This window comes from Streptomyces griseomycini, from assembly GCF_014203535.1.
Lineage (GTDB): Bacteria > Actinomycetota > Actinomycetes > Streptomycetales > Streptomycetaceae > Streptomyces > Streptomyces griseomycini.
Window position 1 is genome coordinate 230,755 of the sequence record NZ_JACHJI010000007.1, and the last position, 24,146, is coordinate 254,900.

A 24,146-nucleotide genomic window follows, 5' to 3' on the forward strand; every position below is an offset into this window, starting at 1 on the left:
TCCGCCGTCGGGCGGTCGGCCCGCCCGCGCGCACGGCCGCGGTCAGACGGCCACGGCCTCGAGCAGGGAGTACGGCGCGGCCTCCGGGAGCGGGGTGACCGAGGTGAGGGACAGGCCGGCGCGGTGGCACACGTCCTCGAAGTCCCCGCGGGTGCGCTCCCTGCCGCCCAGGTTCACCAGCATGTTGAGGTCGCTCAGGTAGGTGACCCCCTCGTCGGCGGCGTGCGCTCCGGTCTCCGTCTCGACGACGTCGGGAAGCACCGGCTCCACGATCAGGACCCGGCCGCCGGGCGGCAGCACCTCGCGGCAGTGGGCCAGGATCGCGGCCGCCCGGTCGTCCGGCCAGTCGTGCAGGACGCTCTTCAGCAGGTAGAGGTCCGAGCCCTCCGGGACCGAGCGGAAGAAGTCCCCGGCGACCAGGGAGCAGCGTTCCTCGACCCCGTGCCGCCGCAGCGTCTCCGGCGCCCGTCCCAGGCCCTCCGCCGTGTCGTGGACGACGCCGGTGAGCCCGGGGTGGGCGGCGAGCACGGCGGCCAGGAGGGTTCCGTCTCCGCCCCCGACGTCCGTGACCGACCTGAACCGGCCGAAGTCGAAGGCGTACGGCAGCGCGGCGGCGGCCTCCCCGGTGGCCTGGCCCATCGCCGCGTTGAACTCCGCGGACAGTTCGGGGTGCCGGGCGAGGTGGCTGAAGAAGTCGGTGCCGAAGACGGCGTCGAACGCGACGTCGCCGGTGCGGACGCTGTCGTCCAGGTGCTCCCAGGCGCGGGTGATCACCGGCTCGGTGAACACCCGCACGAAGGAGGCGACCGAGTCCGGGTGACCGGGGTCGAGCAGCGCGCCCGCGGGGGTCACCGAGAAGGTGCCGGGCCCGTGTTCCCTCAGCAGGCCGAGGCCGGCCAGGGCGCGCAGCAGCCGGGTCATGGGCTGCTGCGCGGCTCCGGCGCCGGCGGCCACGTCGGCGGCCCGGCGCCGTCCGTCGCCGATCAGCTCGGCCACCCTCAGCCGGACCGCCGCGCGCAGCGTCTGCGCGGCCATGTTCCCGAAGATCAGCCGGGCGACCAGGGTCCGGTCCGTCAGGTCCGTCGCCGGGGCGTCGGTGTTCACCATGGGCGTCTTCCTCTCTCGGTCTGCCGTGTACGCGAACGGGCGCGAGCGGCCGGGCGCGTGTCCGGTCTTCTCGGTGTCCGGCCTTCTCGGTGTCCGGCCTTCTCGGTGTTCCCGCGGGTCAGCCGGCGGAGGTCGTACGGGAGGCCAGGGCGGTCGGGGTGCACCCGGCGAAGGCCAGGACGTCGCGGTGGAGATGGGACTGGTCGACGTACCCGCACGCCAGGGCGACATCGGCGGCGTGCCCGCCCGCGCGGAGCGCTCGGGCGGCGTGGTCGAAGCGGACCAGCATGGCGGCGCGCTTGGGGGTGAGGCCGATCTGCGCGCCGAACCCGGCCCACAGCCGCTTGCGGCTCCATCCGCAGGATGCGGCGAGGTCGGCGACCCGCACCCGGCCTCGCCGGGCCACGATGTCGTCCCAGACGGCGGCGACCTCGGGCGTCATCGACGGTGCCCGCTCGGCCCGCTCCGCGAGGAACCCGTTCACCAGCGTGAGGCGCTCCCGCCACGTCGGGGCGTCGGTCAACTGCTCGCGGAGGCGGCGCTCGTGCCGCCCCCACAGGTCCTCGAGTCCGGTGACGGCCCCGGTCAGCTCCCCCGGGGGGACGCCCAGCAGCGCGTGGGCGGCCCGGGGCGAGAGCCTCATCTCGACGCACTCGACCCGCTCGCCGCGGATGCGGGCCGGGCCCGGCGACAGGGCTGCGACAAAGCTTCTCAGGGGCCGGTGCCCGGCGGTGCCCTCGACCGTGAACGGGGCGTCCCCGAGCCCGATCACCACGGTCACGGCGGGCTGAGGAAGCACCTGCAGGTCCAGCCCGGCGCTGGCACGGTCGCGGAACCCCGCCATCCGGACACCGCCGAGGGGCGTGCCGCCGAGCGGGCGGGCGACCTCCCAGCCGTCCCCGGCCTCGTGGTCCATGGGGTCGATCCCCGCGTCGTCGCTGCGCATGCCTCCACGATCGCCGACTTCGCCGACCCTGTCTTGGACGAAAGTTCCGACGGCGGACCCCGGCGGTCCCGGCGTGGCTCAGTGGGCGGTCGCGAGTCCCTCCGGGGGCGTGCCCGGCCGCCTGCGGATCACCAGCGCCATCAGCGCCGCCGCCGCGCACAGGGCTCCCGAGGCGAGCCAGACGACGTCGTAGGAGCCGAACACGTCCCGCGCGACGCCGCCGAGGAAGGCGACGAGGGCGGCGCCGACCTGGTGGGAGGCGAGCACCCAGCCGAAGACGATCGGGCTGTCGTCGCCGTAGTGCTCGCGGCACAGGGCGAGGGTGGGCGGGACGGTGGCGACCCAGTCGAGGCCGTAGAAGACGATGAACAGGACCATCGGGGGGTGGACGGCGGGGGCGAGGAGCAGGGGGAGGAAGAGCAGGGAGACGCCCCGCAGGGCGTAGTAGACGGCGAGCAGGCGGCGCGCGTCGAAGCGGTCGGTGAACCAGCCGGAGGCCACCGTGCCGACGACGTCGAACACGCCGATGACGGCGAGCAGCGAGGCGGCGGCCGTGATCGGCATGCCGTGGTCGTGGGCCGCGGGCACGAAGTGGGTCTGGATCAGGCCGTTGGTCGAGGCGCCGCAGATCGCGAAGGTGCCGGCGAGCAGCCAGAACGGGCCGGTGCGCACGGACGAGGCGAGCACCTTGAGGGCGCGCCGGGCGGCGCCGGGCACGGGCGCGGGCTTCGGCACGAACTCCTTCGCGCCGTACGGCTTCTGCCCCACGTCGGCCGGGTGGTCGTGCAGCAGCAGCCAGACGAACGGGACGACCGCGAGGGCGGCGAGCGCCACGGTGACGGCCGCCGGACGCCAGTCGTGCGTCGCGACGATCCAGGACAGCACGGGCAGGAAGATCAGCTGCCCGGACGCGGACGCGGCGGTGAGGATGCCGCTCACCAGCCCGCGGCGCTCGGTGAACCAGCGGTTGGTGACGGTGGCGGCGAAGGCGAGCGCCATGGAGCCGGAGCCGAGGCCCACCAGCAGGCCCCAGCACAGCAGGAGCTGCCAGGCCGCCGTCATCCACACCGTCAGGCCCGAGCCGAGCGCGATCACGGTCAGGGCGACCGCGACGACCCGCCGGATGCCGTAGCGGTCCATCAGCGCCGCCGCGAAGGGGGCGGTGAGGCCGTACAGGGCGAGGTTCACGGAGACCGCGGCGCCGATGGTGCCGCGCGACCAGCCGAACTCCTCGTTCAGCGGATCGATGAACAGGCCCGGTACGGAGCGGAAGGCGGCCGCGCCGATGATCGTCACGAAGGTGACGGCGGCGACGAACCACGCGCGGTGCACGCGGCTGCGGGTCGGCTTGCGGCCGCCCGCTGGCGGCTCCACGACGGCGGCTGTCTCGCTTGTCTGGGTCACGTCACCGATCGTGCGGGGGCCGGTCCTCCCGATCGAGTGGCCCGACGGACAGCGTTCGCTAGGATCGGGCCATGGATCCGGCCGACCGCGCGTCCGACGCCCCCGCACCCGACGACCGCACGCCCGCCCCCTCCTCCCGCGCCCCCCGCGCCGACGCGTTCCGGCCCCACCGCGTCGCCGTCCTCGCCCTCGACGGGCTGCTCCCCTTCGAGCTGGGCATTCCGCACCGCATCTTCGGCCGCCCCAGGGACCGGCACGGTCGGCGGTTGTACGAGGTCGTCACCTGCTCGGTCCGGCCGCCCGGGCCGGTCGAGACGGACGCCGACTTCGCGATCCACGTCGGTCACGGCCCGGAGGCGCTCGCCACCGCCGACACGGTCATCGTCCCCGCCTCCTACGAACTGGGCCCGGTGTACGAGCGGGGCGAGCTGACCGACGAACTGGCCGCCGCCCTCGCGCTCGTCCGGCCCGGCACCCGGCTCGCCTCCATCTGCACCGGCGTCTACGTCCTCGCCGCGGCCGGTCTCCTCGACGGCCGTCCCGCCACCACCCACTGGGCGGACGCCGGGCGGTTCCAGCGGCTCTTCCCCCGGATCGGGGTCGACCCGGACGTGCTGTTCGTCGACGACGGCGACATCCTGACGTCGGCCGGTGTCGCGGCCGGCATCGACCTGTGCCTGCACATGGTGCGGCGCGACCACGGCACCGCCGTCGCCAACGAGGTGGCCCGCCGCACGGTCGTGCCGCCGCACCGCGACGGCGGGCAGGCGCAGTACATCCGGCGCCCGGTGCCCGATCCGCAGCAGGCGTCCACGACCGGTGCCCGCGCGTGGGCGCTGGGCCACCTGCACGAGCCGATCCAGCTGCGCGACATGGCCGCGCGGGAGTCGATGTCGGTCCGCACCTTCACGCGCCGCTTCCGCGAGGAGGTCGGCGTCAGTCCGGGGCAGTGGCTCACCCAGCAGCGGGTGGAGCGGGCCCGGCACCTGCTGGAGTCCACCGACCTGTCGGTGGACCGGGTGGCCCGCGACGCGGGGTTCGGTTCGGCCCAGTCGATGCGTCAGCACCTCCAGGCGGCGCTGGGGGTGACGCCGACGGCGTACCGGCGGACGTTCCGGGCCGGCGGGGGCGCGCCCGTCCCGTCCGCGTCCGCCGGGAGGTGAACACCGCGCGACGTCGCGGTCGTCGACGGCGGTGCGGCGCTGTCCGCCCCGAGCACGGCAGCGCCGCACCGCCTTCCGGCTCCGGCGCTCCCGCCCCCGGGTTCCCCGGCCCCGCGGGGCCTGAGGGAACCGACGCCGAATCACGACCCACACTCGCCGAGGGCTCCCGTCGTCGAAGCCCTCGCCGTCCCCTCACGGCGAATCGCTGACGACCAGAGTGATCAATCGGTCACCACGCGTCAACGGCGCTTCGGGCGACTATGAGTTGATTCCGGCATATGCCCGGTTTAAGGGCACCGCGCACGGGAGCACACCCGGCGCACCGGCTCACGCCCCGACGCGCGCGGCCGGCCAGCCGTGCACCTGTGCACCGATGCCGTCACCGCGGGGCGCCGCGGCCTCGTGCGCCTGCGCGCAGCGGTCCAGTTCGCACCAGATGCGCTTGCCGGCGCCCTCCGTGCTCCAGCCCCAGCGGTCGGCCAGGCCGTCCACCAGGGCGAGCCCGCGCCCGCCGGTGGCCTCCCCGTCCACGCAACGCGGCACCGGCGCCCGGTCGCTGCGGTCGGCCACCTCCAGGCGGACGGTGGCCTCCCCGGCCTCCGCGCCCGGCAGGGACAGCCGCAGCACGGCCGGACAGCCGGTGTGCACCACCGCGTTGGTGACGAGCTCCGAGACGAGCAGGATCAGCGTCTCGGCCAGCGGCTCGTCGTCCCCTATGCCGGACCCGGCCAGACGCGAGCGGGCCCACCGCCGGGCCCGTCCCACCTCAGCGGGGTCGGGCCGGATCTCCAGCTGCACTTGAAGCACCTGCACCGCTCACACCATCCGAACCGGCGGACACTTGGACTCGCGCCCCACGAGGGCCACGATCGTAGCCATTTTCTGCATGGCCAGAACAACAGCCGAGTCAGAGATCACGGAACGTGAATCCCTTGTGGGACAGCATGGTTGACGTACAGTCACGCCAACAAGCGCTTCGGGCATATTCCCGCGCGAAGGAGTACCCGTGCGGCATACTGTGCGACGCCCGCCCCGAGGAGTCGAACAGGCGGCGTCGTTCGGCCGGGCGGCCCGGCGAACGGCGGCAGGCACCGGCGGGTCCGGAGTCACCTCGGGGGCGAATCCGGCGCGGCGCGCGCTCCCAACCACTCGCATCCCACACAAGGTACCGGAGCGGACGTCCGGCTCCGGACCGTGACGGGTCACGCACGGGACACGACCCGGTGCCGACGCTCCGTGACCGCCGGTGTGCCACATTCCGCGACAGCGGCGCGGGACGGACCGCGACACCGCAGGACAGGAGCCCCGCCGGGCCGTTCCGGGGCTCGACCCGACGGCGCGCTCCGGTCACTCTCCGTTCGCCCGCCTGCACGTTGGGTCCCCGGTCAGGGGCGGTCGAGGGGCGGACGGGCCCCGGCTCGCGGTGCGGCGGCGTCCCCCCGGACGCCGGGGAGGCGGCCGCGCGGACCACCGCGCGGCCGCCTCCCCGGACCGGTGTCCCCGTGCGCGGGCGGGCCGCTGCCGGGAGGAGCCCGGCCGGGCGCCCGAACTGTTCGCGGGCCCGGGCGTGTTGCGGCGCCCGCGGACGGGCGCCGCTCGGAACGGTGGAGCCGCGCGGGGGCGGTGGAGCTACTCGGGGACGGTGAAGTAGCGCGCGAAGGCCCGCACGATCTCCTCCTCGTCGATCCCGCCGTCACCGTCCGTGTCCAGCGCGGCGGCCGCCGCGCGGGCCGGGTCCCCGGGAACGCCGAGCACCCCGAGGACGCGTGCGACGCCCTCGACGGTGGCCGTGCCGTCGCCGTCGGTGCCGGCGACGGCGAGGGCCGCGTGCAGGAAGGGACGGGCGATCTCCGCGAACCGGTCGGGGTTGTCCCGCAGCCGCTTGACCGCGCCGTTCACGAACTCCTCGCGGGTGATGCGCTGATCGCCGTCCCGGTCCGCGATCCCCGCCATGCCCTGCCAGAACGCCTCGGCACCGACGTACAGGGCCTGGCCCCTGTCGGAACGGGCCGCGACGCCGAACTCGGCGAGCAGCGCCTTGGCCGCTCCGCTGAAGTCCTCGCGGTCGATGTAGCCGTTGCCGTCCTGGTCGAAGGTGGCGAACCGGGCCGCGATCCTGCGCTCGTACTCGCTGGTGACCATGTCTCTTTCAGGCCGCCTTAGGTCAGTGGGTCGTCTCGCTGGGAGCGTACGGCGTGCGGGACCGCCCGGGAGCCCGAAAGCGACGCCTGTGCCAAGACCGGGGGAATTCCGGGACAACCGTGTGGCACGGGCGGGCGGATGCGCGGGGCCCCGCGAGAGGGCGCGCGGGCGCGGCTCACGCCGACAGGGGACTCGGGTCCTCGTCGACCGCGGACCGGACGTCCGGGTGGATGTCGAAGAGGCGGCGGACGCCGAGCGCGCCGAGCACCTTGTTGACGTGGCTGCCGTCGGCGGCCCCCCGGTCGGGCAGGATCAGCCGCAGACTGCCCTGGCACGAGCGCAGCAGCCGCCGGGCCGCGATGAGCACGCCGACCCCGCTGGAGTCGCAGAACCACACGTCGGAGAGGTCCAGGACGAGGCTGTGCCCGCCCTCGGCCACCACGTCGTGCACCCGCTGGCGCAGCACCGGGGACGTCATCAGGTCCAGTTCGCCCGACACCCGGAGCACGGCCCACCCGCCCTGCTCTCCGCCGGTCACTTTGAAGGTCACCACCACGCCCTTCGCTCTCCGAACGGAAGCAGTCCCTACGCTTCCTTGCAGCGCGGCTGCCCACCGGCCGTTCCCTGAAACACGGCCCGGGAAACGGTTACCGATCATAAAGGGCTTGTTCCAGTCGGCTTCGATCCGATTCGATCCGTTCCGATCGGTGCGGCTCCGGGTACGCGCGTTCCGAACGGCGTTCGGCGTGCGCGGTCGCCCCCTTACCACCCGAGGCTCGGCCGGGGGCGCACATTGCCACAAAGGGGCGTGCATGATCGCGCGTGCCGACTACATTCGTGGAGACGGTGGGCACACGCTGGACCCGGGCACCGACCGGCCCGGGAACCAGGGGGAGAACAGGGGGTGAGGGCCCACATGACCGCAAGGGACGTACCGCCCCGCTGGGACCGCAGGATGCAGCAGCGGCTCGCACGCGGGGAGGCGGCCGCCCTCGGTGAGCTCTACGACCGGTTCGCCTCCCTCGTGCACGGCCTGGCCCACCGCGTCCTCGGCGACGAACGCGCCGCCGACGCGATCACCCGCGACGTCTTCGCCCACGTCTGGCAGCACCCGGACTCCTACGACCCCAAGCGGGGCCCGCTGCGCACCTGGCTCGCCGCGCTGACCAGCCGGCTGGCCGTGCAGCGGCTGCGCACCACCGAGACCGCGGCGCTCGCCCGCGGCGGCCCCGGCACCACGGAGGACCTGGAGCGCAAGGTGCGGCACGCCTCGGTGACCGCCCGCGCCGACTACATCGTCCACTCCTGCCGGCGCCGCTGCGGGCCGCGCTGGAGCTGGCGTACTTCCAGCGCCGGGACTACCACCAGACCGCCGTCGACCTGGGCGTCACCGACGACGAGGCCCGCCGCCGGCTCCGCCTGGGCCTGCAGCTGCTGGCCACCGCCCACGACGCCGGGACCCCGGGCACCCCGCCGGAGATCGGGGGCGCCGCGTGAGCGGGCACCGTCTCGAGCCGTACGACGGTCACGAGGAGGAGGGGAAGCGTCCCGAGGACGCGGACACGGGCGGGCCGATCGTGCTGGAGCACCGCGTGCTGAAGTCGCTGCTCGGCGCCTGGGCGCTGGCCGCCTGCCCGCCGGCGGAGGCGGAGGCCGTGGAGGAGCACCTCGGCGCGTGCGGGCCCTGCGCGGACGAGGCGCTGCGGCTGCGCGAGGCGGTCGGCCTGCTCCAGCGCCCCGAGAGCCTCGACCCGGACCCGGGACTGCGCACCCGCGTCCTGGACTCCTGCCTGGAGCGGCGCCCACCGCGGATCCCCGTGCCGGAGTGGGCCGCCGCCTACGACGCCGAGACCGCGCGCCTGGACGCGCTGCTCCAGGACTTCGGCGACGCCGAGTGGCACGCGCCGGTGCGGCTGCGCTGGTACGACGCCGACGAGGCGAGCAGCCGCCGCACCACCGTCGCCGGGGTCATCGCGCACCTGCTGACGGTCGACGGGCTGGTCGCGGTCGCCCTCGGCCTGGACGACCCGCTCGGGGAGGTGCGGGCCGAGCGTCCCACCCCGTCGGCCCGCACCGAGGCCTACTGGCGTGCCGCCCGCTTCCCGCCCACCCGCTCCGTGCGGACGCCCTGGCGGGAGCAGAGCCACCACCTCGTGCGGACCGCGTCCTTCACCGGCGGCGGCGGGCGGATGACGGTGCCGTACGGCGACTTCGAACTGCCGCTGCGCGACGCGATGCTGGACCGGGCCTTCGAGTGCTGGGTGCACGCGGAGGACATCGCCGAGGCGGTGGACTACCCCTACGACCCGCCCTCCGGGCGGCATCTGCACCACATGGTCGACCTGGCCGCGCGGCTGCTCCCGGCCGTGCTGGAGGCGCGCCGCCGGTCCGGGCTGGCCTCCCCCGTCGAGCGGCGCCTGGTCGCCGCCGGTGAACCGGGGCGCAGCCTGCGGCTGGAGATCGAGGGGTCCGGCGGCGGTGAGTGGCTGATCCCGCTGGACTCCCCCGCCGCGAAGGGCTCCGCCGAGCACGAGGTGGCCCATGTGGCACTGGACGGCGCGGAGTTCTGCCGCCTGGCCGCGGGCCACGTGCCCCCGCAGGAGGCGGCCGCCGGACAGGTCGGTGACCGGGAGGCGATCAGGGACGTGCTGTTCGCGGCGGCGAGCCTGAGCCGGATGTAGGGACCGGTCGCGGCCTCGTCGGCGGCTGCGGGTGAACAGGGGCGGTTCGCGCAGCCGCCGGCGGGACACTCCCCCGGCCTCTCAGGCGAACACCACCGTGCGGCGGCCGTTCAGCAGGATGCGGTGCTCCGCGTGCCACTTCACCGCGCGGGCGAGCGCCTGGCACTCCACGTCCCGGCCGACGGCGACGAGCTGGTCGGGGGTGACGTCGTGGCCCACCCGCTCGACCTCCTGCTCGATGATCGGGCCCTCGTCGAGGTCGGCGGTGACGTAGTGGGCGGTGGCGCCGATGAGCTTCACGCCCCGCGCGTGCGCCTGGTGGTACGGCTTCGCGCCCTTGAAGCTCGGCAGGAAGGAGTGGTGGATGTTGATGATCCGCCCGGAGAGCTGCTTGCACAGGTCGTCCGAGAGGACCTGCATGTAACGGGCGAGGACGACGAGTTCGACCTTCTCCTCGCGCACGATCTCCAGCAGCCGCGCCTCGGCCTCCGGCTTGGTGTCCTTCGTCACGGGGATGTGGTGGAAGGGAATGTTGTACGAAGCCACCAGCTCGGCGAAGTCGGTGTGATTGGACACCACTCCGGCGATCTCCACGGGCAGCGCGCCGATCCGCGCGCGGAACAGCAGGTCGTTCAGGCAGTGACCGAACCTGCTGACCATCAGCAGGATGCGCATCTTCTGGTCGGCCCGGTCGATCCGCCAGTCCATCTGGAAGGAGTCGCCGATCGCCGCGAAGCTGGCCCGCAGCTTCTCCACGGTCACCGGGGCGTCCGCCGAGAAGTGGACGCGCATGAAGAACAGTCCCGTGTCGTGATCGCCGAACTGCTGGCTGTCCTCGATGTTGCAGCCGGTCATGAACAGGTAGCTGGACACGGCGTGCACGATGCCCTGCTTGTCGGGGCAGGACAGGGTGAGGACGTACTGGTCGGCCGGTGCCGCGGCCCGGTTGGACTGTTCGCTCATGCAGGAAAGGGTCCCACACCGGGGGCGCGGCCGACCGGCCGTTCCGCTACGCGGACCGCGTCAGGATCCGCAGCACCTCGAGGGTGCGCGGCGGGGCGTCGGGGTCCTCGCCGTCGCTCGTCGCCATCCGCACGTGCGCGTCCCGCGCGGCCCGTACCGCCTCCGGCCACCCGTGGTGCTCGAGGTAGGCGGTGACCGGCGCGTCCGGGCCGACCTGGTGCATGATCCGCAGCACCCGCAGCACCGCGGTGTCGACGAGCGCCGCCTCCTGGGAGTCGCGGAAGATCGTGCCGACGTACTTCTCGGCGGACCAGTTGTCCAGCCAGGTGTCCTCGACCAGCCGGTAGACCGCGTCGGTGACGTCACCGTAGCCGTCCACCCCGGCCAGCCAGACGTCCCGCTGGAACACGGGGTCGGAGAGCATGTGCAGCGCGGAGCGCACATTGCTGCGCCAGCGCCACCACGGCATGTCGTTGAGTGGCATGCCGCCCATGGTGGAGGAGCGACGGCCACGGCGGGAAGAGTTCTCCGAACCTTGCACGGTCGTCGATCGTACGTTTCCGCGTCACACGGGACGCACCGGACCCCGCAATTCACCCCCATGTCACCATCCGTTGACCAAGGGTCACTCCAGGGTTGGTCGTGTGGCGGAATCGTGCGTGCCCATGACCGGCAGGCGACGCATCCGCAGCACGTTCCTCCCCCGCCTCCTCGCCCGGCGCGTCAGAGCCGGCGCCCTGACCGCGGGCGCGCTGGTGGCGTGCGCGTCGCTCGCCGCCGGCTGTGGGATCATCCCCGGTGCCACGGGGGGCTCCGGGGACGGCCCGATCACCGTGATGACCTGGGCACCCGAGGACACCGACACCACCAACAAGCCCGGAATGCCCGCGTTCGCCCAGGCCTACGCCCGCTGGGTCAACGCCGAGGGCGGCATCAACGGCCGTCGGCTCAACGTCCTGACCTGCAACGACCGGAACGACAGCGTGGGCGCCGCGCGGTGCGCCCGGCGCGCGGTCGAGGAGAACGCCGTCGCGGTCGTCGGCTCCTACAGCGTGCACGCCGACTCCTTCCTGCCCGCCCTCGAGGGCGCCGGCATCCCGTACATCGGCGGCTACGGCATCACCAACGACGAGTTCACCAGCCCCCTGTCCTACCCCGTCAACGGCGGTCAGCCGGTGCTGCTGGCCGGCCTCGGCCGCACCCTCGCCGACGCCTGCGGGCCGGTCGCCCTGATCCGGCCCGACACCATCGCGGGCGACCAGCTGCCCCCGCTGCTCGACTCGGGCCTCGAGGCGGGCGGACACCGGCCGGCCGGGGACCTGCGGGCGGCGGAGGACGCCACCGCGTACGGCGGCGAGGCGCGGCAGGCGCTGCAGCGCACCACCACCGACCCGGCGGAGCCCGGCTGCGTCGTGCCCGCCCTCGGCGACCGCACGGGCATCTTCATGGACTCCTTCCGGCGGGCCCGGAGCGACTACCCCGACGTGCGCACCGCGACCGTGCTGGGCAGCGTCGACCAGAGCACGATCGACGCGTCCGGCGGGGGGTCCGGACCGTACGAGGGGGCGTACGTCACCGGCTGGTACCCGGCGGTGGGCGACGCGCGCTGGAAGCCGATGAAGGCGGTGATCGAGGAGGAGGCGTTCGGCGACAACCGGATCGACCCCGCGGACGCCGGAGTGCAGACCACCTGGATCGCCTACACCGTGTTCCGGCAGGCCGTCGAGTCGCTCGGCGACGGCGAGGTGACCGCCGACACCGTGAGCGACGCCCTGGACGGCGGGCTGGAGATCGACACGGGCGGGCTCACCCCCGCCCTGCGGTGGGAGTTCCAGGACGAGCTCGCCGCCGTCGGCTTCCCCCGCCTGGTCAACGCCCACGTCACGCTGCAGATGGTCCGGGACGGCCGGCTGGTGTCGGCCGGCGACGGCTTCACCGACGTCACCCGCACGCTGCTCGAGGCGGACCTGGCGTAACGCCCGCGGCACGACGCGGCGGTGGGGGCCGGGGAGTTCCCCGGCCCCCACCGCCGTGCGTCAGGGGCCCGTCACAGCTGGGTCGGCTGGCGCTGGGTCAGGCCGTACTGCCGGGCGATGCCGTTCCACAGCCCGGACGCCTTGGTCTTCTCCGCGGTCGCCGTGCCGCTGGCCCGGTTGCCGGCCTGGGTCCGGCCGGTCGCGCGGGCCTGGCCCTTCTTGCACATCTTGCCCTTCGCACCGGCGACCTGGTCGGCCCAGGCCGCGTAGTGGTCGTCGGCGGCCGCCGACGCCTTCCACGCCTCGGTGAGCGCGGTGGTCAGCGCCGCGTGGTCGGGCAGCCTGTCCACGGAGAGGCCGGAGAGGTCGGTGACCAGCTGGTTGCGCTGCTGGGCCGCTTCCCGCAGGTCCTTGGCCGCCTGGCCGAGGTTCCGGCAGGCCTTCACGTCGGCCACCGCGTTGATCACGGTGGTCCGGCTGTCGCCGCTGTGGGCCAGCAGCTTGTCCAGCTCGACGGCCTGCTGACGGGCCGGGTCGACGGCCGGCGAGGGCGGGGCGGAGGGCTGACCGCTCGCGGGGGCGGTGGCGGAGACCGGCTGGTTCCCGCCGCCGTCGTCGCCCCCGCCGCCGGCGAGCAGCGCGCCCGCGCCGATGCCGAGGACCACGATGCCGACACCGGCCGCCGCGATCATCGGCACCCGCGATCCGGTACGGCCGCGGCCGCCGCCCCGCCCGCCGTCGCCCCCGTAGGAGGCCCGCCGGCCGCCGCCCGGGCCGGACGGAGGCGGCGGGGCGGCGTGTCCGGGCTGTTCGTACCCGACGCGCGGGAGCTGCTGGGTGGACCCGGCCGGGTCGCCGCCCCCGTCGCGGAAGAGGTTGTCGAACTCGGCGGGCGGCTGCCGCTCGCCGTCGCCGGGCGGGGCGCCGTGGGCCGGGCCGGCCGCCGGGTCGGTCACGGGGGCGATGTACTGGGTGGCCTCGGCGTCGGGGTGGCCGGCGGACGGCAGCGGTCCGGCACCCGCACCGGGCGCGCCCTGCCGGGGCCGGCCCAGGAAGCGGGTCGTCTCGGGGTCGTGGCCGGCGGGCGTCTCGGGCGGCAGTGCGCCCGGGTCCACCGGGGGTATGTACTGCGTCGCCCCCTCGTCGACGCCGGCGGCGGGCACCGGCGGCAGGAACTGGGTGGCCCCCTCCGCCCCGTCGGGCGCCGCGGGCGCGCCCGGGACCGGCGGCAGGTACTGGGTCGCGCCCTCGGGGGACACGGGCGGCAGCGGCCCGCCGGCGGGCGGGGCGCCGTACGCGTTCGCGGCGGGAGCGCCGTAGGCGTTCTCCGGCGGCAGCGGGGCCCCCGGGCCGGCCTGGCCGCCGTATCCGGCGCCCGGCTGCGGCATCGGCGCGCCGCCGTGCCCGCCGTACGGGGCGGAGCCGCCGTGCGCCGGGGGCGGGGCGCCCTCGGGCGGCAGCGGGCCGGGTCCCGGGCCGCCCGCGGGCGGTCCGGAGGGGTTCTGCGCGCCCCAGGCGGCCTGCTGCCCCTGGGCGCCCCACCGCGGGTCGGGCGGGGACTGCCAGCCCTGGCCGGGCGGCGGTGCGGGCGACTGCTGCTCGGGGCCCCACGGCCCGCCCCAGGTCCGGCCGCCGGCCGGGGCCGAGGCGGACGGGGGGCCGGCCGGGTACCCGCCCGCGCCGCCGGGGCCGGCCGGTCCGGCCGTCACGCCCGGCAGCAGGGGTTCGCCGCCGTCGGAGGGCAGCACGACGCCTTCGCGCGCGGGGCGCGCCGAGGGCTCCTCGCCCTGTCCACTCTGCGTCACCGGGACTCCTACCCATGGGGGACCTTGTGAATCGTCGGCTCACGCTACCGGGTCCCCGGAGCCCGGTGCCACGCAGCACCGAACCCGGTCTCCTGCCCTGTGAGGGCGGTGACAAAACCGCCTCACCGCACGCTGATCACGTCACCTCCTCCGTCCCGGCCCGGCGCTTCCCCCCGCGTTCGCCCCTCGGCGCACCGGCGTTCACGCAGCCGTCTGCAGCTCCATGCGGGCCCCGAACTCCCGCACCACCGACTCCTCCCGGTACGGCTCCAGGCGCTGCTGGAGGTCCTCCAGGTAGGTGGCGCCCCGGTTGGACCTCAGGCCGTCGAGCAGTTCCACCGCCTTCAGGCCCGTGCTGCAGGCCTGTTCGACCTCCCGCTGCTGCACCTGTGCGGTGGCCAGCAGCACGTAGCCGATCGCCCGCCGCCGGGCCCGCGACTCGGGATGGCCGGCCAGGGACTCCCGTGCGTACCGCGCGGCGGCCTCGGCCTGCCCGAGGTCGCGGTGGCAGTGCGCCAACTCGTCGGCCAGGTAGGCCGCGTCGAAGTGCGCGATCCACGCCGGGTCGTCCCCGGAGGCCGGGTCGGCCGCCTCCATGGCGCTCACCGCGCGCCCGGCCGCCGCGTGCGCGGCGTGCACGTCGCCCATCAGCGCGTGCCCGCGCGCCTCCGCCGCGTGGAACATCGCCTCCGCGCGGGGGGTCACGCGCCCCCGCGCGCCCTCCTGCGCCGCGCGCGCCAACTGGGCGATCTCGCGCGGGTTCCCGAGCTGCGCGGCCAGGTGGCTCATGGAGGCGGCGAGCACGTACCCGCCGTACCCGCGGTCCCCGGCCGCCTGCGCGAGGCGCAGCGCCTGGATGTAGTAGCGCTGGGCCAGGCCCGGCTGCCCGGTGTCGACGGCCATGTACCCGGCGAGCTCGGTCAACCGCGCCACGGCGGCGAACAGTTCGCGCCCGACGGCCTCGCGGTACGACCCCGCCAGCAGTCCCGAGACCACGCTGTTGAGGTAGTGCACGACGACCGGGCGCACGTGCCCGCTGCCGTACTGGTGGTCCAGGTCCACCAGCGCCTGCGTCATGGACCGCACGGCCGCCACGTCGGACCGGCCCACGCGCGGCCCGGCCGAGCGCGCCACCTGTGCGTCGGGCGTGGAGATCAGCCAGTCGCGGCTCGGCTCCACCAGCGCGGAGGCGGCGACGGAGGAGCCGGACAGGAAGTCCCGCCGGCCCACGTCGCTGCGCCACAGCTCGCAGACCTGCTCGATGGCCCCCAGTACCGTCGGCGAGAACTGGAGGCCGACGCCCGCCGCGAGGTTCTTGCCGTTGGCCATGCCGATCTCGTCGATCGTGACCGTACGGCCCAGTTTGCGGCCCAGCGCCTCCGCGATGATCGCCGGTGCCCGGCCCCGCGGCTGCTGTCCGCGCAGCCAGCGGGCCACCGACGTCTTGTCGTAGCGCAGGTCGAGGCCGTGTTCGGCGCCGCACATGTTGACCCTGCGGGCCAGTCCGGCGTTGGAGCATCCGGCTTCCTGGATGAGCGCCTGCAGCCGTTCGTTCGGCTGCCGCGCGACGAGAGGCCTTGCGGCCATGGCGTACCCCCTGAGGCTGCGGTGCCTGCCCACGCACCGGGTTGACGTGTCTTCCGCGGCCGTGCTTCTCACGTCCCGGCGAAAAGGTCCGGCCGTGAAGATCGATGCCCCGCCGATGTGCCGGTGATGCGAAGCATGTGAGGATTGCCGGGGTGACGGCTGGTGCCGGCCCCCCTCCTGGTTACCCACCCGGGGACGCCGGTCCCCGCGAGCGCCCCCGCCCGTGCACCCGTGCGCCCCGACCCCGGGACCGGTGCTCCTCCCCCGCGCACGCGCGGGGCGTAACCCCCGGTGACGGCCGTAGTTGTGTTCATCGTGGAAGAGACGATCACGGGCACCGAAACCGCACAGATCCCGACGCAGCGCGGGGCGTCGCTGCTGGACACCGCAGTCCGCTACGCCGAGGAGCGGCACTGGGACGTGTTCCCGGGCACCTGGCTGGAGGCCGTCGACGGGGTGCACCGCTGCTCGTGCGGTGACGCCGCGTGCCCCACGCCCGGCGCACACCCGGCCGGGCCCGACTGGGCGAGCCGGGCGACCGGCAGCGCCACCGTCGCCCGCCGCATGTGGCAGGAGCGGCCGGCCGCCTCGGTCCTGCTGCCCACGGGCCGTACGTTCGACGCGGTCTCGGTCCCCGAGACGGCCGGGTTCCTGGCGCTGGCCCGGATGCAGCGGATGGGGCTGCCGCTCGGTCCGGTGACCCTGACGCCGGCCCGGCGCATGGAGTTCTTCGTGCTGCCGGGCGCGGCGGCGAAGGTGCCGCATCTGGTGCGGGGGCTGGGCTGGGCCCCGTCCTCGCTCGATCTGGTGGTGCTGGGCGAGGGGGCGTACGTCGCCGCGCCGCCCACGCGGTTCGGTTCCCGGGGAGCCGTGCAGTGGGCCTGCCGGCCGACACCGGCGAACCGGTGGCTGCCGGACGCGGAGGAGCTGGTCCCGCCGCTGGCCTACGCGTGCGGGCGGGACCGGTAGGACGCCCGCCGGGGATTCCCGCGCCGCTCCGGGACGCCGCGTCCCCCGTAGGGTTCTTCTGTGACGGAGGGAGACGTGGTGGATGCCGACGGAGACGTGGTGGGGGCCGGCGCGACGGGCACGGCCGCCGTACGGGTGCGGGGGCTCTGGAAGCGGTTCGGGCAGCAGGTCGCGGTGGCCGGGATCGACCTGGAGCTGCCCGCGGGCCGGTTCATCGGGCTCGTCGGGCCGAACGGGGCCGGGAAGACCACCACGTTGTCCATGGTGACCGGACTGCTGCGGCCCGACCAGGGCACCGTCGAGGTCGTCGGGCGAGACGTGTGGCGCGACCCGGCCGAGGTCAAGGCCCGGATCGGGGTGCTGCCGGAGGGGCTGCGGCTGTTCGAGCGGCTGTCGGGGCGCGAACTGCTCGCCTACCTGGGCCGGTTGCGGGGACTGCCCGGCGCCGAGGTCGACAAGCGCGCCACCCAGCTCCTCGACGTCCTCGACCTGGCCGGCGCCCAGCACAAGCTCGTCGTCGACTACTCGACCGGCATGCGCAAGAAGATCGGCCTCGCCGCCGCCCTGCTGCACAATCCCGAAGTGCTCTTCCTGGACGAGCCGTTCGAGGGCGTCGACCCGGTCTCCGCGCAGACCATCCGCGGCGTCCTGGAGCGGTACACGGCGTCCGGCGCCACGGTCGTGTTCTCCTCCCACGTCATGGAGCTGGTGGAGTCGCTGTGCGACTGGGTGGCGGTGATGGCCGCGGGCCGGATCCGTGCCCACGGCCCGCTCGCCGAGGTGCGCGGTGAGGCGCCCTCGCTGCAGCGGGCGTTCCTGGAACTCGTCGGCGCGCACGGCCGCGACGCCGGCTCCGACCTCGACTGGCTGGGCGGGGGCTCCCGGTGAGCGCCCCCGCGATCACCCCCGTCGTCGTCCGGCTGAAGCTGTCCCTGCTGCGCAACGGCCTGCGGCAGTCGGGCGGACGCCGGGCCGCGTACATCGCCTCCGCCGTCGTCGCCCTGCTGTTCGCCGCGCTCCAGCTCGTCGGGCTGATCGCGCTGCGCGGCTTCGACCACGTCGAGTCGCTGGTCGTGCTGCTCGTGGCGGTGCTGGGGCTGGGCTGGGCGGTGATGCCGCTGTTCTTCCCCGGCGGCGACGAGACCCTGGACCCGACCCGGCTGGTGATGCTGCCGCTGCGGCCGCGGCCGCTGGTGCGGGCCCTGCTCGTGGCCTCGCTGGTGGGCATCGGGCCGCTGTTCACGCTGTGCCTGCTCACCGGTTCGGTGATCGCCGTCGCGCACGGCGGTGCCGCCTTCGCCGTCGGTGTCCTCGCCGTACCGCTGGCGCTGCTGGTGTGCGTGGCGCTCGCGCGGGCCGTCGCCGCCGCCAACGTACGGCTGCTGACCAGCCGCAAGGGCCGGGACCTCGCGGTGCTCAGCGGGCTGGTGGTCGCGGTCGGGGCGCAGGTGGTCAACTTCGGCGCGCAGCGGCTGGGTTCCTCCGGTCTCGAGCAGCTCGACCCGGTGGCGGACGTGCTGCGGTGGTTCCCGCCGGCGTCGGCGATCGGCGCGGTGCACTCGGTGGGCGAGGGGGCGTACGGCACGGCCGCCGCCCAACTGCTGCTGACGGCGGCGGCGTCGGCGGGGTTGCTGGCGCTCTGGGCACGGGCCCTGACCCGGCTGATGACCGCGCCCGACGGTTCCACGCTGCAGACCGGCGGGGCGGCCGTCCGCGACCGCGCGTCGACCGGGCTCGCCCGGCTGCTGCCCCCGGGCCGCACCGGTACGGCCGTGGAACGCAGCCTGCGGTACGTCTGGCGCGACCCCAAGACCAAGGCCGCGTGGGTGACCTCGCTGGCGATCGGCCTGATCGTGCCGGTGTTCAACGCCTGGCAGGGCACCGGCTCGGTGTACTTCGCCTGCTTCGCCGCCGGGATGCTCGGCATCCAGATGTACAACCAGTTCGGGCAGGACACCTCCGCGTTCTGGATGGTGGCGATGACCATCTCCTCCACCCGGGACGCCTACGTCGAGCTGCGCGCCCGCGCGCTGGCCCTGCTGCTGGTCACCCTGCCCTACGCCACGCTCGTCACCGTCCTGACGACCGCGATGCTCGGTGACTGGCCGCGGTTGCCGGAGGCGCTGGGCCTGTCCTTCGCCCTGCTCGGCGCGATGCTCGCGACGGGCGCGTGGACCTCGGCGCGCTTCCCCTACTCCATCCCGCAGGAGGGGTACAAGAACGTCGCCCCCGGGCAGACCGGGCTCGCCTGGATCTCCATCTTCGGCGGCATGGTCGCGGCGGCCGTGCTGTGCGCACCGGTCATCGCCCTCGCGATCTGGCTGAACGCCGGCGCGGGCGGCGACGACCTGCTGTGGCTGCTGCTGCCGGTGGGCACGCTGTACGGAGCGGCCCTGACCCTGCTGGGCCTGCGCCTCGCCGCCCCGCGGACGGCCCGCCGCCTGCCGGAGATCCTCACGGCGGTCAGCAAGGGGTGAGACGGGCACCGGGTCCCTGCCGGGGGCAGCCGGGGAACCCGCCGGGAGCGACCGAAGGACCTGACCGGGGGCAAGCCAGAGCCCCTGCCCGGGAGCGACCGAGAAGCCCGTCTGAAGCAGCCGAAGAGACCGCCGGGAACAGCCGGGGAACCCGCCGGGGGCAGCCGGGGAACCTGGCCGGGGAGGGCAACCGGGGCCCCTGCCGGAAGCGACCGAGGACCCCGCCGGGAACAGACGAGGCCCCTGCCGGGAGCAGCCGGGGGACCTGGCCGGGAGCGGCCGAGGAGCCTGGCCGGGGGCAAGTCAGGGCCCCTGCCCGGGAGCGGCCGGGGAACCCGCTGGGAACGGGCGGAGGACCCGGCGGGAGGGACCGTTCGCCGGTCGGCGCGTGCGTGTCAGGGGCGGCTGAGCTCGTCCAGGAACGGCTCGATCGCCGCCCGCCAGGCCTCCGGCTGGTCGTAGTGGACCAGGTGGCCCGCGTCGGCCACCTCCGCGTACCGGCCGTGGGGCAGGACGCGCACCATCTCCTGCGCCTCCGCGCGGCCCAGCTCGCCGTCGAGGCCGCGGACCACCAGGGTGGGGCAGCGGACCTGGGCCAGTTCCTCCCAGTGGGCGTCGAGCACCCAGGTCTCGCGGGAGCGGAGCATCTGCTCCGGATCGAACACCGGACGCCAGCCGTCCGGGGACTCGGCCATCACCTCGGCGTAGAACTCGCCGCGGGCCGGGTTGGGCCGCTCCACCCAGGGGTCGTCCTCGCCGAACCACTTGCGCACGTCGGCGAGCGTGGCGAACGGGACCGGCCAGGTCTTGAACCACTCGGCCCACTCGCGCTGCGAGGCACCGCCGAGGGCGGAGGCCCGCATGTCGCAGACGATCAGCCCGCGGACCAGGTCGGGGCGCTTGGCGGCCAGCTGCCACGCGGTCAGCGCGCCCATGGCGTGGCCGATGAGGACGGACGGGCCGAGCCCGAGCTGTTCCAGGGCGGCCTCGGCGTCGGCGACGTAGGCGTCGCGGGTGAAGGCGGCCTCGGCGGGCTTGTCGCTGCGGCCGTGGCCGCGCTGGTCGAGGGCGACGGCGCGGTGGCGCTCGGAGAGCCAGCGGGCGGTGGACGCCCAGTGCGAGGCGCGGCCCATCAGACCGTGCAGTAACAGCACGCCGGGGGCGTCCCGCGCGGCGCTCTCCGCCGGGTCGGGTCCCGTCTTGGGCGGGTCGCCGAACTCCCAGGCGGCGAGTCGTACGCCGTCCGCCCCGGTCACGTCGATGCGTCGCGCCATGATCGTGGCACCCCCAAGCTCCCTGACTGCCCGCTGTCTGCCGTGCGTGTCCTGCCCGTTGCCGCTGTCGTCGCAGGCTATCGAATGTCCATTCGAAGATGCCGTCCCGGCCGACAACACCGCTCGTTCGAGTGACACCCCGCGGGGATTGATCGCCGCAGCCGGGGGGAGATCTTCAACGGGAGGCGGACCGCTCGGGGAAACCGGTCCGAGGGGAATGACCCTGAGAGCTCGGGGCTCCGGGTCAGCACAGGGGAGGACAGGCCCCGGCGCCGTACGGCGCCGGGGCTCCTCACGTGGTCGCGGCACATCGTCCCGCCCTTCCCCGGTCGGGTGACATCGCTGTCGGGCCCGGCCAAGAACCCCTCAGGTCATATGCCTCACCGACAGCCTCGCACGCGAACCCGGCGAGCGCTGCGATTCGGCGGACCGGACCGCGGATTCGACGCGATCACGTCGGCGCGGTCGCGGACGAAGCGCCCGGTTCCGGTCAGGGCTTGGCGACGAACACGTGGGAGGCGACGTCCGACTCCAGCTCGGCCGCCTCGCCGCTGCTGCCGACCAGCACCCCGCCCGCCGACTCCGTCACGCTCACCACCGAACCGGGCTGCACGCCCGCCCGCCGCAGCGTGTACATCAGCTGTGCGTCCGTCTGGATCGGCTCGCCGATCCGGCGCACCACGACCGTCTTGCCCTCCGGACCCGGGTCGAGGTCGGCCAGCGAGACCATGCCCTCGTGCAGGAACGGGTCGGCGCCGTCCTTCTCGCCGAGCTCCTCCAGTCCCGGGATCGGGTTGCCGTACGGCGACTCGGTCGGGTGCCGCAGCAGCTCCAGCACGCGGCGCTCCACGGCCTCGCTCATCACGTGCTCCCAGCGGCAGGCCTCGGCGTGCACCTGCTCCCACTCCAGACCGATCACGTCGACGAGCAGGCACTCGGCGAGGCGGTGCTTGCGCATCACCCGCGTGGCCAGCCGACGGCCCTCGTCCGTCAGCTCCAGGTGGCGGTCGCTGGCGACGGACACCAGGCCGTCGCGCTCCATCCGCGCCACCGTCTGACTGACCGTCGGTCCGCTCTGGTCGAGCCGCTCGGCGATCCGGGCACGCATGGGGACCACACCTTCCTCCTCCAGCTCGAGGATGGTGCGGAGATACATCTCCGTGGTGTCGATCAGTCCGGACATACGTGCCCCTCGATGAGATCTGCGATTAGCTCTGCCGGAGGCTGGACGGCTCACCGGCGCGTGCGCTGGCCCAGGACTCAATTCTGACGCATACGGCTGACAACCGTGCCGCGCCGTGGGAACAAGGGCTTTCGCGGGGTGCCGCGGCCCCGGACGCCGTATTGACACGGCACTGGTCCAGACCGCACGGTGATCCGCAGCAGAGCCACCCGAAGGGATGCCGCATGAGCGACCGCACGCCGGCCGGCCAGTTCCTCGACGCCGCGATCGACCTGCTGCAACGCGTCCGCGACGAGGAGGCCGACACGGTCGCGGCCGCCGGCACGCTGCTCGCCGACACGGTCGCGGACGGCGGCCGTCTCTTCGCCTTCGGCGCCGGCCACTCCTCCCTCGCCGCGCAGGACCTCGTCTACCGCGCGGGCGGCCTCGCCCTGATGAACCTGCTCGCCGTGCCGGGCGTCGTCGGCGTCGACGTCATGCCGGCCACGCTGGGCTCCGCCCTGGAACGGGTCGACGGGCTCGCGGGCGCCGTGCTCGACTCCTCCCCCGTCCGCCGGGGCGACGCCCTGGTGATCGTCTCCCTGTCCGGCCGCAACGCCCTGCCCGTGGAGATGGCCATGAACGCCCGCGCCCTGGGCGTGAAGGTCATCGGCGTGACCTCGGTGGCGTACGCCGGCCAGACCGCGTCCCGGCACGCCTCCGGGACGTACCTGAAGGACCACTGCGACCTCGTCCTGGACTCCAAGATCGCGGTCGGTGACGCGGAGCTCACCCTCGACAACGTCCCGGCCCCCTTCGCCCCCGCGTCCACGGTCGTCACCACGGCCCTCCTGCAGGCCGTCATGGCCACCGCCGCCGCCGCCCTGGCCGACCGGGGCATCGAGCCCCCGCTCCTGCGCTCCGGCAACGTGGACGGCGGCCACGAGTGGAACGGCCGCATCCTGGAGCAGTACGCGGACCGGATCTTCTACCGGTACTGAGCCCCGCGGGGGCCGTCAGCCGTCGCGGCCGGTCAGCCCCGCCAGGTCCAGTGCCGCGGCGATGTGTGCCGCCACGTCCTCCGCGTACACGGCGTCGGAGCGTTCGAACGCGCTCCGGCCCGCCCCGCGCAGAAACGTCACGGCACCGAGGGTGCGGCCCCGGCTGCGCAGCACCGCGCACAGGGCGTGCACCGCGTCCGCCGGCCACTGCCGGGAAAGGGCCCACGCCCGTGCCTCCTCGGCCGCCGCGGACCCCGCACTGGCCCGCACCGAACCGGCCCGCACCACGCACTGCACCGCCGGGTGCCCCTCGCCGTACCGCACCGGCAGGCCCGCCCGGCCGACGAGCCTGCTCGGGCCCGGGGCCCCGGACGGGGTGGCCGCGATCCGCACCAGCCGCACCGGCCCGACGGCCTCCGCGTCGCCCGCCGTGCCGTCCGCGACCCGGTCGATCAGCGCGTGATCGGCGAACCCGGCGAGCGCGAAGTCCAGGTGGACCGTCACCGCCTCCGCCGGGTCCTCGCACTCCGCGGCGGCCCGCGCCGCCCGGTGCAGCTGCTGCGCGCGGAACCGCAGCAGCGACGCTTCCTGCTCCCCCTGCCGGGACTCGGTCACGTCCTCGAACATCCAGCCGACACCGAGCGGCACCGGCTCCTCCGCGAGCGGTGACGCCAGCCGCACGAACCCGCTCCGCCAGCACCGCCGCCGCTCGCCCTCCGGCGTCCGCACGCTCACCCACACCTCGGCGGGCGCGGGCGGCGCGCCCTGGGCCAGCACATGGGTGAGCGCGCTCTCCAGCTCCTCCACGCCCTGCGACAGCAGCTCGCCGAGCGGCCGCCCCAGCACGGACGTCCGCCCCGCCCCCAGCGCCCGCGCCGCGTGCGCGTTCACCACCGCGGGCCGCAGGTCCGCGTCGACCAGCACGACGCCCCAGCTCGCGTCCTCCAGCAGCGCCTCGCTCAGCGCGATGGACCGCTCCAGGTCGATCTGCGCGTGCACCTCGCTGAACGCGCAGTACACCCCCGCCGGCTTCCCGTCCGGCCCGCGCACCGCCGCGGACTGCGTCCGCACCAGCACCCGGCCGCCGTCCTTCGTCACCAGCGCGAACTCGTGCACCTGCCGGCCCGGCGCGTCCATGGCCGACATCAGCCGCGCCTCGACCTCCTCGGCGTCCGCGCTGCGCACGGCCCACCCGGCGAACCCGGCCCGGCCCACCGCCTCGGCCGCGGTCCACCCGAGGATCCGCTCCGCCTCGCGGTTCCAGTGCGTCACCGTCCCGTCCGCGTCGAAGGCGCACAGGGCGGCGTCCATGCCGTCCAGCAGCGCGGCGAGCAGATCGGACCCGCCCGAACCCTCCCGTCCGGGCCCGGGCTCGTCCGGCCCCAGCTCGTCGGTGGTCCCACTACGCCGGGAAGCACTCACCTGGACCCCCTGCAGGCTGCGTCCGCACGTACGGCACGTTCGGTTCGCTCACATGCAATCATTCAAC

Annotated in this window: 20 protein-coding genes and 1 pseudogene; 8 read left to right on the forward strand and 13 right to left on the reverse strand. The window is 74.8% G+C overall.

Features of this window, described 5'->3' with window-relative positions; all coding sequences use genetic code 11:
• Positions 1–42: 42 nt before the first annotated feature.
• From FHS37_RS21240 to FHS37_RS21250, 3 genes are all read right to left on the reverse strand, one after another.
• The gene (locus FHS37_RS21240; RefSeq protein WP_184823635.1) at positions 43–1,107 is read right to left on the reverse strand and encodes a methyltransferase; all 1,065 of its coding nucleotides are present in this window, start codon (positions 1,105–1,107) and stop codon (positions 43–45) included.
• 118 nt (positions 1,108–1,225) lie between these two features.
• The gene (locus FHS37_RS21245) at positions 1,226–2,053 is read right to left on the reverse strand and encodes a helix-turn-helix domain-containing protein (RefSeq protein ID WP_184823637.1); all 828 of its coding nucleotides are present in this window, start codon (positions 2,051–2,053) and stop codon (positions 1,226–1,228) included.
• A gap of 78 nt (positions 2,054–2,131) precedes the next feature.
• Entirely contained in the window at positions 2,132–3,457 is a 1,326-nt protein-coding gene (locus FHS37_RS21250; RefSeq protein WP_184823639.1) for an MFS transporter, read from the reverse strand.
• A gap of 71 nt (positions 3,458–3,528) precedes the next feature.
• Here FHS37_RS21250 and FHS37_RS21255 point away from each other — a divergent pair, with 71 nt between their 5' ends.
• Positions 3,529–4,620, forward strand: a complete 1,092-nt coding sequence (locus tag FHS37_RS21255) for a GlxA family transcriptional regulator (protein WP_184823641.1) — start codon at positions 3,529–3,531, stop codon at positions 4,618–4,620.
• A gap of 327 nt (positions 4,621–4,947) precedes the next feature.
• Here the strand turns inward: FHS37_RS21255 and FHS37_RS21260 are convergent, their stop codons facing one another.
• From FHS37_RS21260 to FHS37_RS21270, 3 genes are all read right to left on the reverse strand, one after another.
• Complete coding sequence (locus tag FHS37_RS21260; RefSeq protein ID WP_184824100.1) at positions 4,948–5,418, reverse strand: ATP-binding protein; 471 nt, start codon at positions 5,416–5,418, stop codon at positions 4,948–4,950.
• Between the two features lie 831 nt (positions 5,419–6,249).
• Positions 6,250–6,762, reverse strand: a complete 513-nt coding sequence (locus FHS37_RS21265; RefSeq protein WP_184823643.1) for an EF-hand domain-containing protein — start codon at positions 6,760–6,762, stop codon at positions 6,250–6,252.
• Positions 6,763–6,937: 175 nt separating this feature from the next.
• Positions 6,938–7,318, reverse strand: a complete 381-nt coding sequence (locus FHS37_RS21270; protein WP_184823645.1) for an STAS domain-containing protein — start codon at positions 7,316–7,318, stop codon at positions 6,938–6,940.
• A gap of 360 nt (positions 7,319–7,678) precedes the next feature.
• Between FHS37_RS21270 and FHS37_RS21275 the strand changes: the two are divergent.
• Positions 7,679–8,259: pseudogene (locus FHS37_RS21275) on the forward strand (sigma factor).
• Positions 8,256–9,443: a maleylpyruvate isomerase N-terminal domain-containing protein gene (locus tag FHS37_RS21280; protein WP_229889912.1), complete on the forward strand. Its 1,188-nt coding sequence runs from the start codon at positions 8,256–8,258 to the stop codon at positions 9,441–9,443. Before FHS37_RS21275 ends, FHS37_RS21280 begins: the two are co-directional and overlap by 4 nt.
• An 81-nt stretch (positions 9,444–9,524) precedes the next feature.
• On the opposite strand, the gene purU is transcribed toward FHS37_RS21280, so the two are convergent.
• Both purU and FHS37_RS21290 read right to left on the reverse strand, forming a co-directional pair.
• Complete coding sequence (gene purU / locus FHS37_RS21285) at positions 9,525–10,406, reverse strand: formyltetrahydrofolate deformylase (protein WP_184823647.1); 882 nt, start codon at positions 10,404–10,406, stop codon at positions 9,525–9,527.
• Between the two features lie 46 nt (positions 10,407–10,452).
• Positions 10,453–10,899, reverse strand: coding sequence for an SCO4402 family protein (locus tag FHS37_RS21290; protein WP_184823649.1), 447 nt, complete (start codon positions 10,897–10,899; stop codon positions 10,453–10,455).
• A gap of 172 nt (positions 10,900–11,071) precedes the next feature.
• Here FHS37_RS21290 and FHS37_RS21295 point away from each other — a divergent pair, with 172 nt between their 5' ends.
• Entirely contained in the window at positions 11,072–12,382 is a 1,311-nt protein-coding gene (locus FHS37_RS21295) for an ABC transporter substrate-binding protein (RefSeq protein WP_184823651.1), read from the forward strand.
• Between the two features lie 71 nt (positions 12,383–12,453).
• On the opposite strand, the gene FHS37_RS21300 is transcribed toward FHS37_RS21295, so the two are convergent.
• Positions 12,454–14,187, reverse strand: a complete 1,734-nt coding sequence (locus FHS37_RS21300) for a hypothetical protein (RefSeq protein ID WP_184823653.1) — start codon at positions 14,185–14,187, stop codon at positions 12,454–12,456.
• A gap of 201 nt (positions 14,188–14,388) precedes the next feature.
• Positions 14,389–15,774 (reverse strand): NsdA family TPR-like regulatory protein, encoded by a 1,386-nt coding sequence (locus tag FHS37_RS21305; protein ID WP_184823655.1) that lies wholly within the window; start codon positions 15,772–15,774, stop codon positions 14,389–14,391.
• A gap of 315 nt (positions 15,775–16,089) precedes the next feature.
• Between FHS37_RS21305 and FHS37_RS21310 the strand changes: the two genes are divergently transcribed.
• From FHS37_RS21310 to FHS37_RS21320, 3 genes are read left to right on the forward strand one after another with little or no spacing between them, the layout of a single operon-like run.
• Positions 16,090–16,743, forward strand: a complete 654-nt coding sequence (locus tag FHS37_RS21310) for a bifunctional DNA primase/polymerase (RefSeq protein WP_184823657.1) — start codon at positions 16,090–16,092, stop codon at positions 16,741–16,743.
• A gap of 60 nt (positions 16,744–16,803) precedes the next feature.
• A complete protein-coding gene (locus FHS37_RS21315; protein ID WP_373304265.1) occupies positions 16,804–17,631 on the forward strand; it encodes an ABC transporter ATP-binding protein in 828 nt (275 codons plus the stop codon).
• Complete coding sequence (locus FHS37_RS21320; RefSeq protein WP_184823659.1) at positions 17,628–19,220, forward strand: transporter; 1,593 nt, start codon at positions 17,628–17,630, stop codon at positions 19,218–19,220. The genes FHS37_RS21315 and FHS37_RS21320 overlap by 4 nt, the downstream gene beginning before the upstream one ends.
• 395 nt (positions 19,221–19,615) lie before the next feature.
• Here the strand turns inward: FHS37_RS21320 and FHS37_RS21325 are convergent, their stop codons facing one another.
• Together FHS37_RS21325 and FHS37_RS21330 are read right to left on the reverse strand one after the other, a co-directional pair.
• On the reverse strand, positions 19,616–20,494 hold the full coding sequence (locus tag FHS37_RS21325; protein WP_184823661.1) for an alpha/beta fold hydrolase: 879 nt from the start codon (positions 20,492–20,494) through the stop codon (positions 19,616–19,618).
• A 490-nt stretch (positions 20,495–20,984) separates the two neighbouring features.
• The gene (locus tag FHS37_RS21330; protein WP_159533936.1) at positions 20,985–21,677 is read right to left on the reverse strand and encodes an iron-dependent transcriptional repressor DtxR; all 693 of its coding nucleotides are present in this window, start codon (positions 21,675–21,677) and stop codon (positions 20,985–20,987) included.
• Between the two features lie 224 nt (positions 21,678–21,901).
• Here FHS37_RS21330 and FHS37_RS21335 point away from each other — a divergent pair, with 224 nt between their 5' ends.
• Positions 21,902–22,657 carry an SIS domain-containing protein gene (locus FHS37_RS21335; protein ID WP_184823663.1) on the forward strand — a complete coding sequence of 252 codons (756 nt, stop codon included), beginning with the start codon at positions 21,902–21,904 and terminating at the stop codon, positions 22,655–22,657.
• Between the two features lie 15 nt (positions 22,658–22,672).
• Here the strand turns inward: FHS37_RS21335 and FHS37_RS21340 are convergent, their stop codons facing one another.
• On the reverse strand, positions 22,673–24,079 hold the full coding sequence (locus tag FHS37_RS21340) for a PAS domain-containing protein (protein ID WP_184823665.1): 1,407 nt from the start codon (positions 24,077–24,079) through the stop codon (positions 22,673–22,675).
• Positions 24,080–24,146 lie beyond the last annotated feature (67 nt).

What these genes read in the sequence shown, in the direction of transcription:
- FHS37_RS21245 (WP_184823637.1), bottom strand. Translation starts at nt 2,053, where the DNA reads ATGCGCAGCGACGACGCGGGGATCGACCCCATGGACCACGAGGCCGGG.
- FHS37_RS21335 (WP_184823663.1), top strand. Translation starts at nt 21,902, where the DNA reads ATGAGCGACCGCACGCCGGCCGGCCAGTTCCTCGACGCCGCGATCGAC.
- FHS37_RS21290 (WP_184823649.1), bottom strand. Translation starts at nt 10,899, where the DNA reads ATGGGCGGCATGCCACTCAACGACATGCCGTGGTGGCGCTGGCGCAGC.
- FHS37_RS21255 (WP_184823641.1), top strand. Translation starts at nt 3,529, where the DNA reads ATGGATCCGGCCGACCGCGCGTCCGACGCCCCCGCACCCGACGACCGC.
- FHS37_RS21265 (WP_184823643.1), bottom strand. Translation starts at nt 6,762, where the DNA reads ATGGTCACCAGCGAGTACGAGCGCAGGATCGCGGCCCGGTTCGCCACC.
- FHS37_RS21240 (WP_184823635.1), bottom strand. Translation starts at nt 1,107, where the DNA reads ATGGTGAACACCGACGCCCCGGCGACGGACCTGACGGACCGGACCCTG.
- FHS37_RS21330 (WP_159533936.1), bottom strand. Translation starts at nt 21,677, where the DNA reads ATGTCCGGACTGATCGACACCACGGAGATGTATCTCCGCACCATCCTC.
- FHS37_RS21325 (WP_184823661.1), bottom strand. Translation starts at nt 20,494, where the DNA reads ATGGCGCGACGCATCGACGTGACCGGGGCGGACGGCGTACGACTCGCC.
- FHS37_RS21295 (WP_184823651.1), top strand. Translation starts at nt 11,072, where the DNA reads ATGACCGGCAGGCGACGCATCCGCAGCACGTTCCTCCCCCGCCTCCTC.
- FHS37_RS21305 (WP_184823655.1), bottom strand. Translation starts at nt 15,774, where the DNA reads ATGGCCGCAAGGCCTCTCGTCGCGCGGCAGCCGAACGAACGGCTGCAG.
- purU (WP_184823647.1), bottom strand. Translation starts at nt 10,406, where the DNA reads ATGAGCGAACAGTCCAACCGGGCCGCGGCACCGGCCGACCAGTACGTC.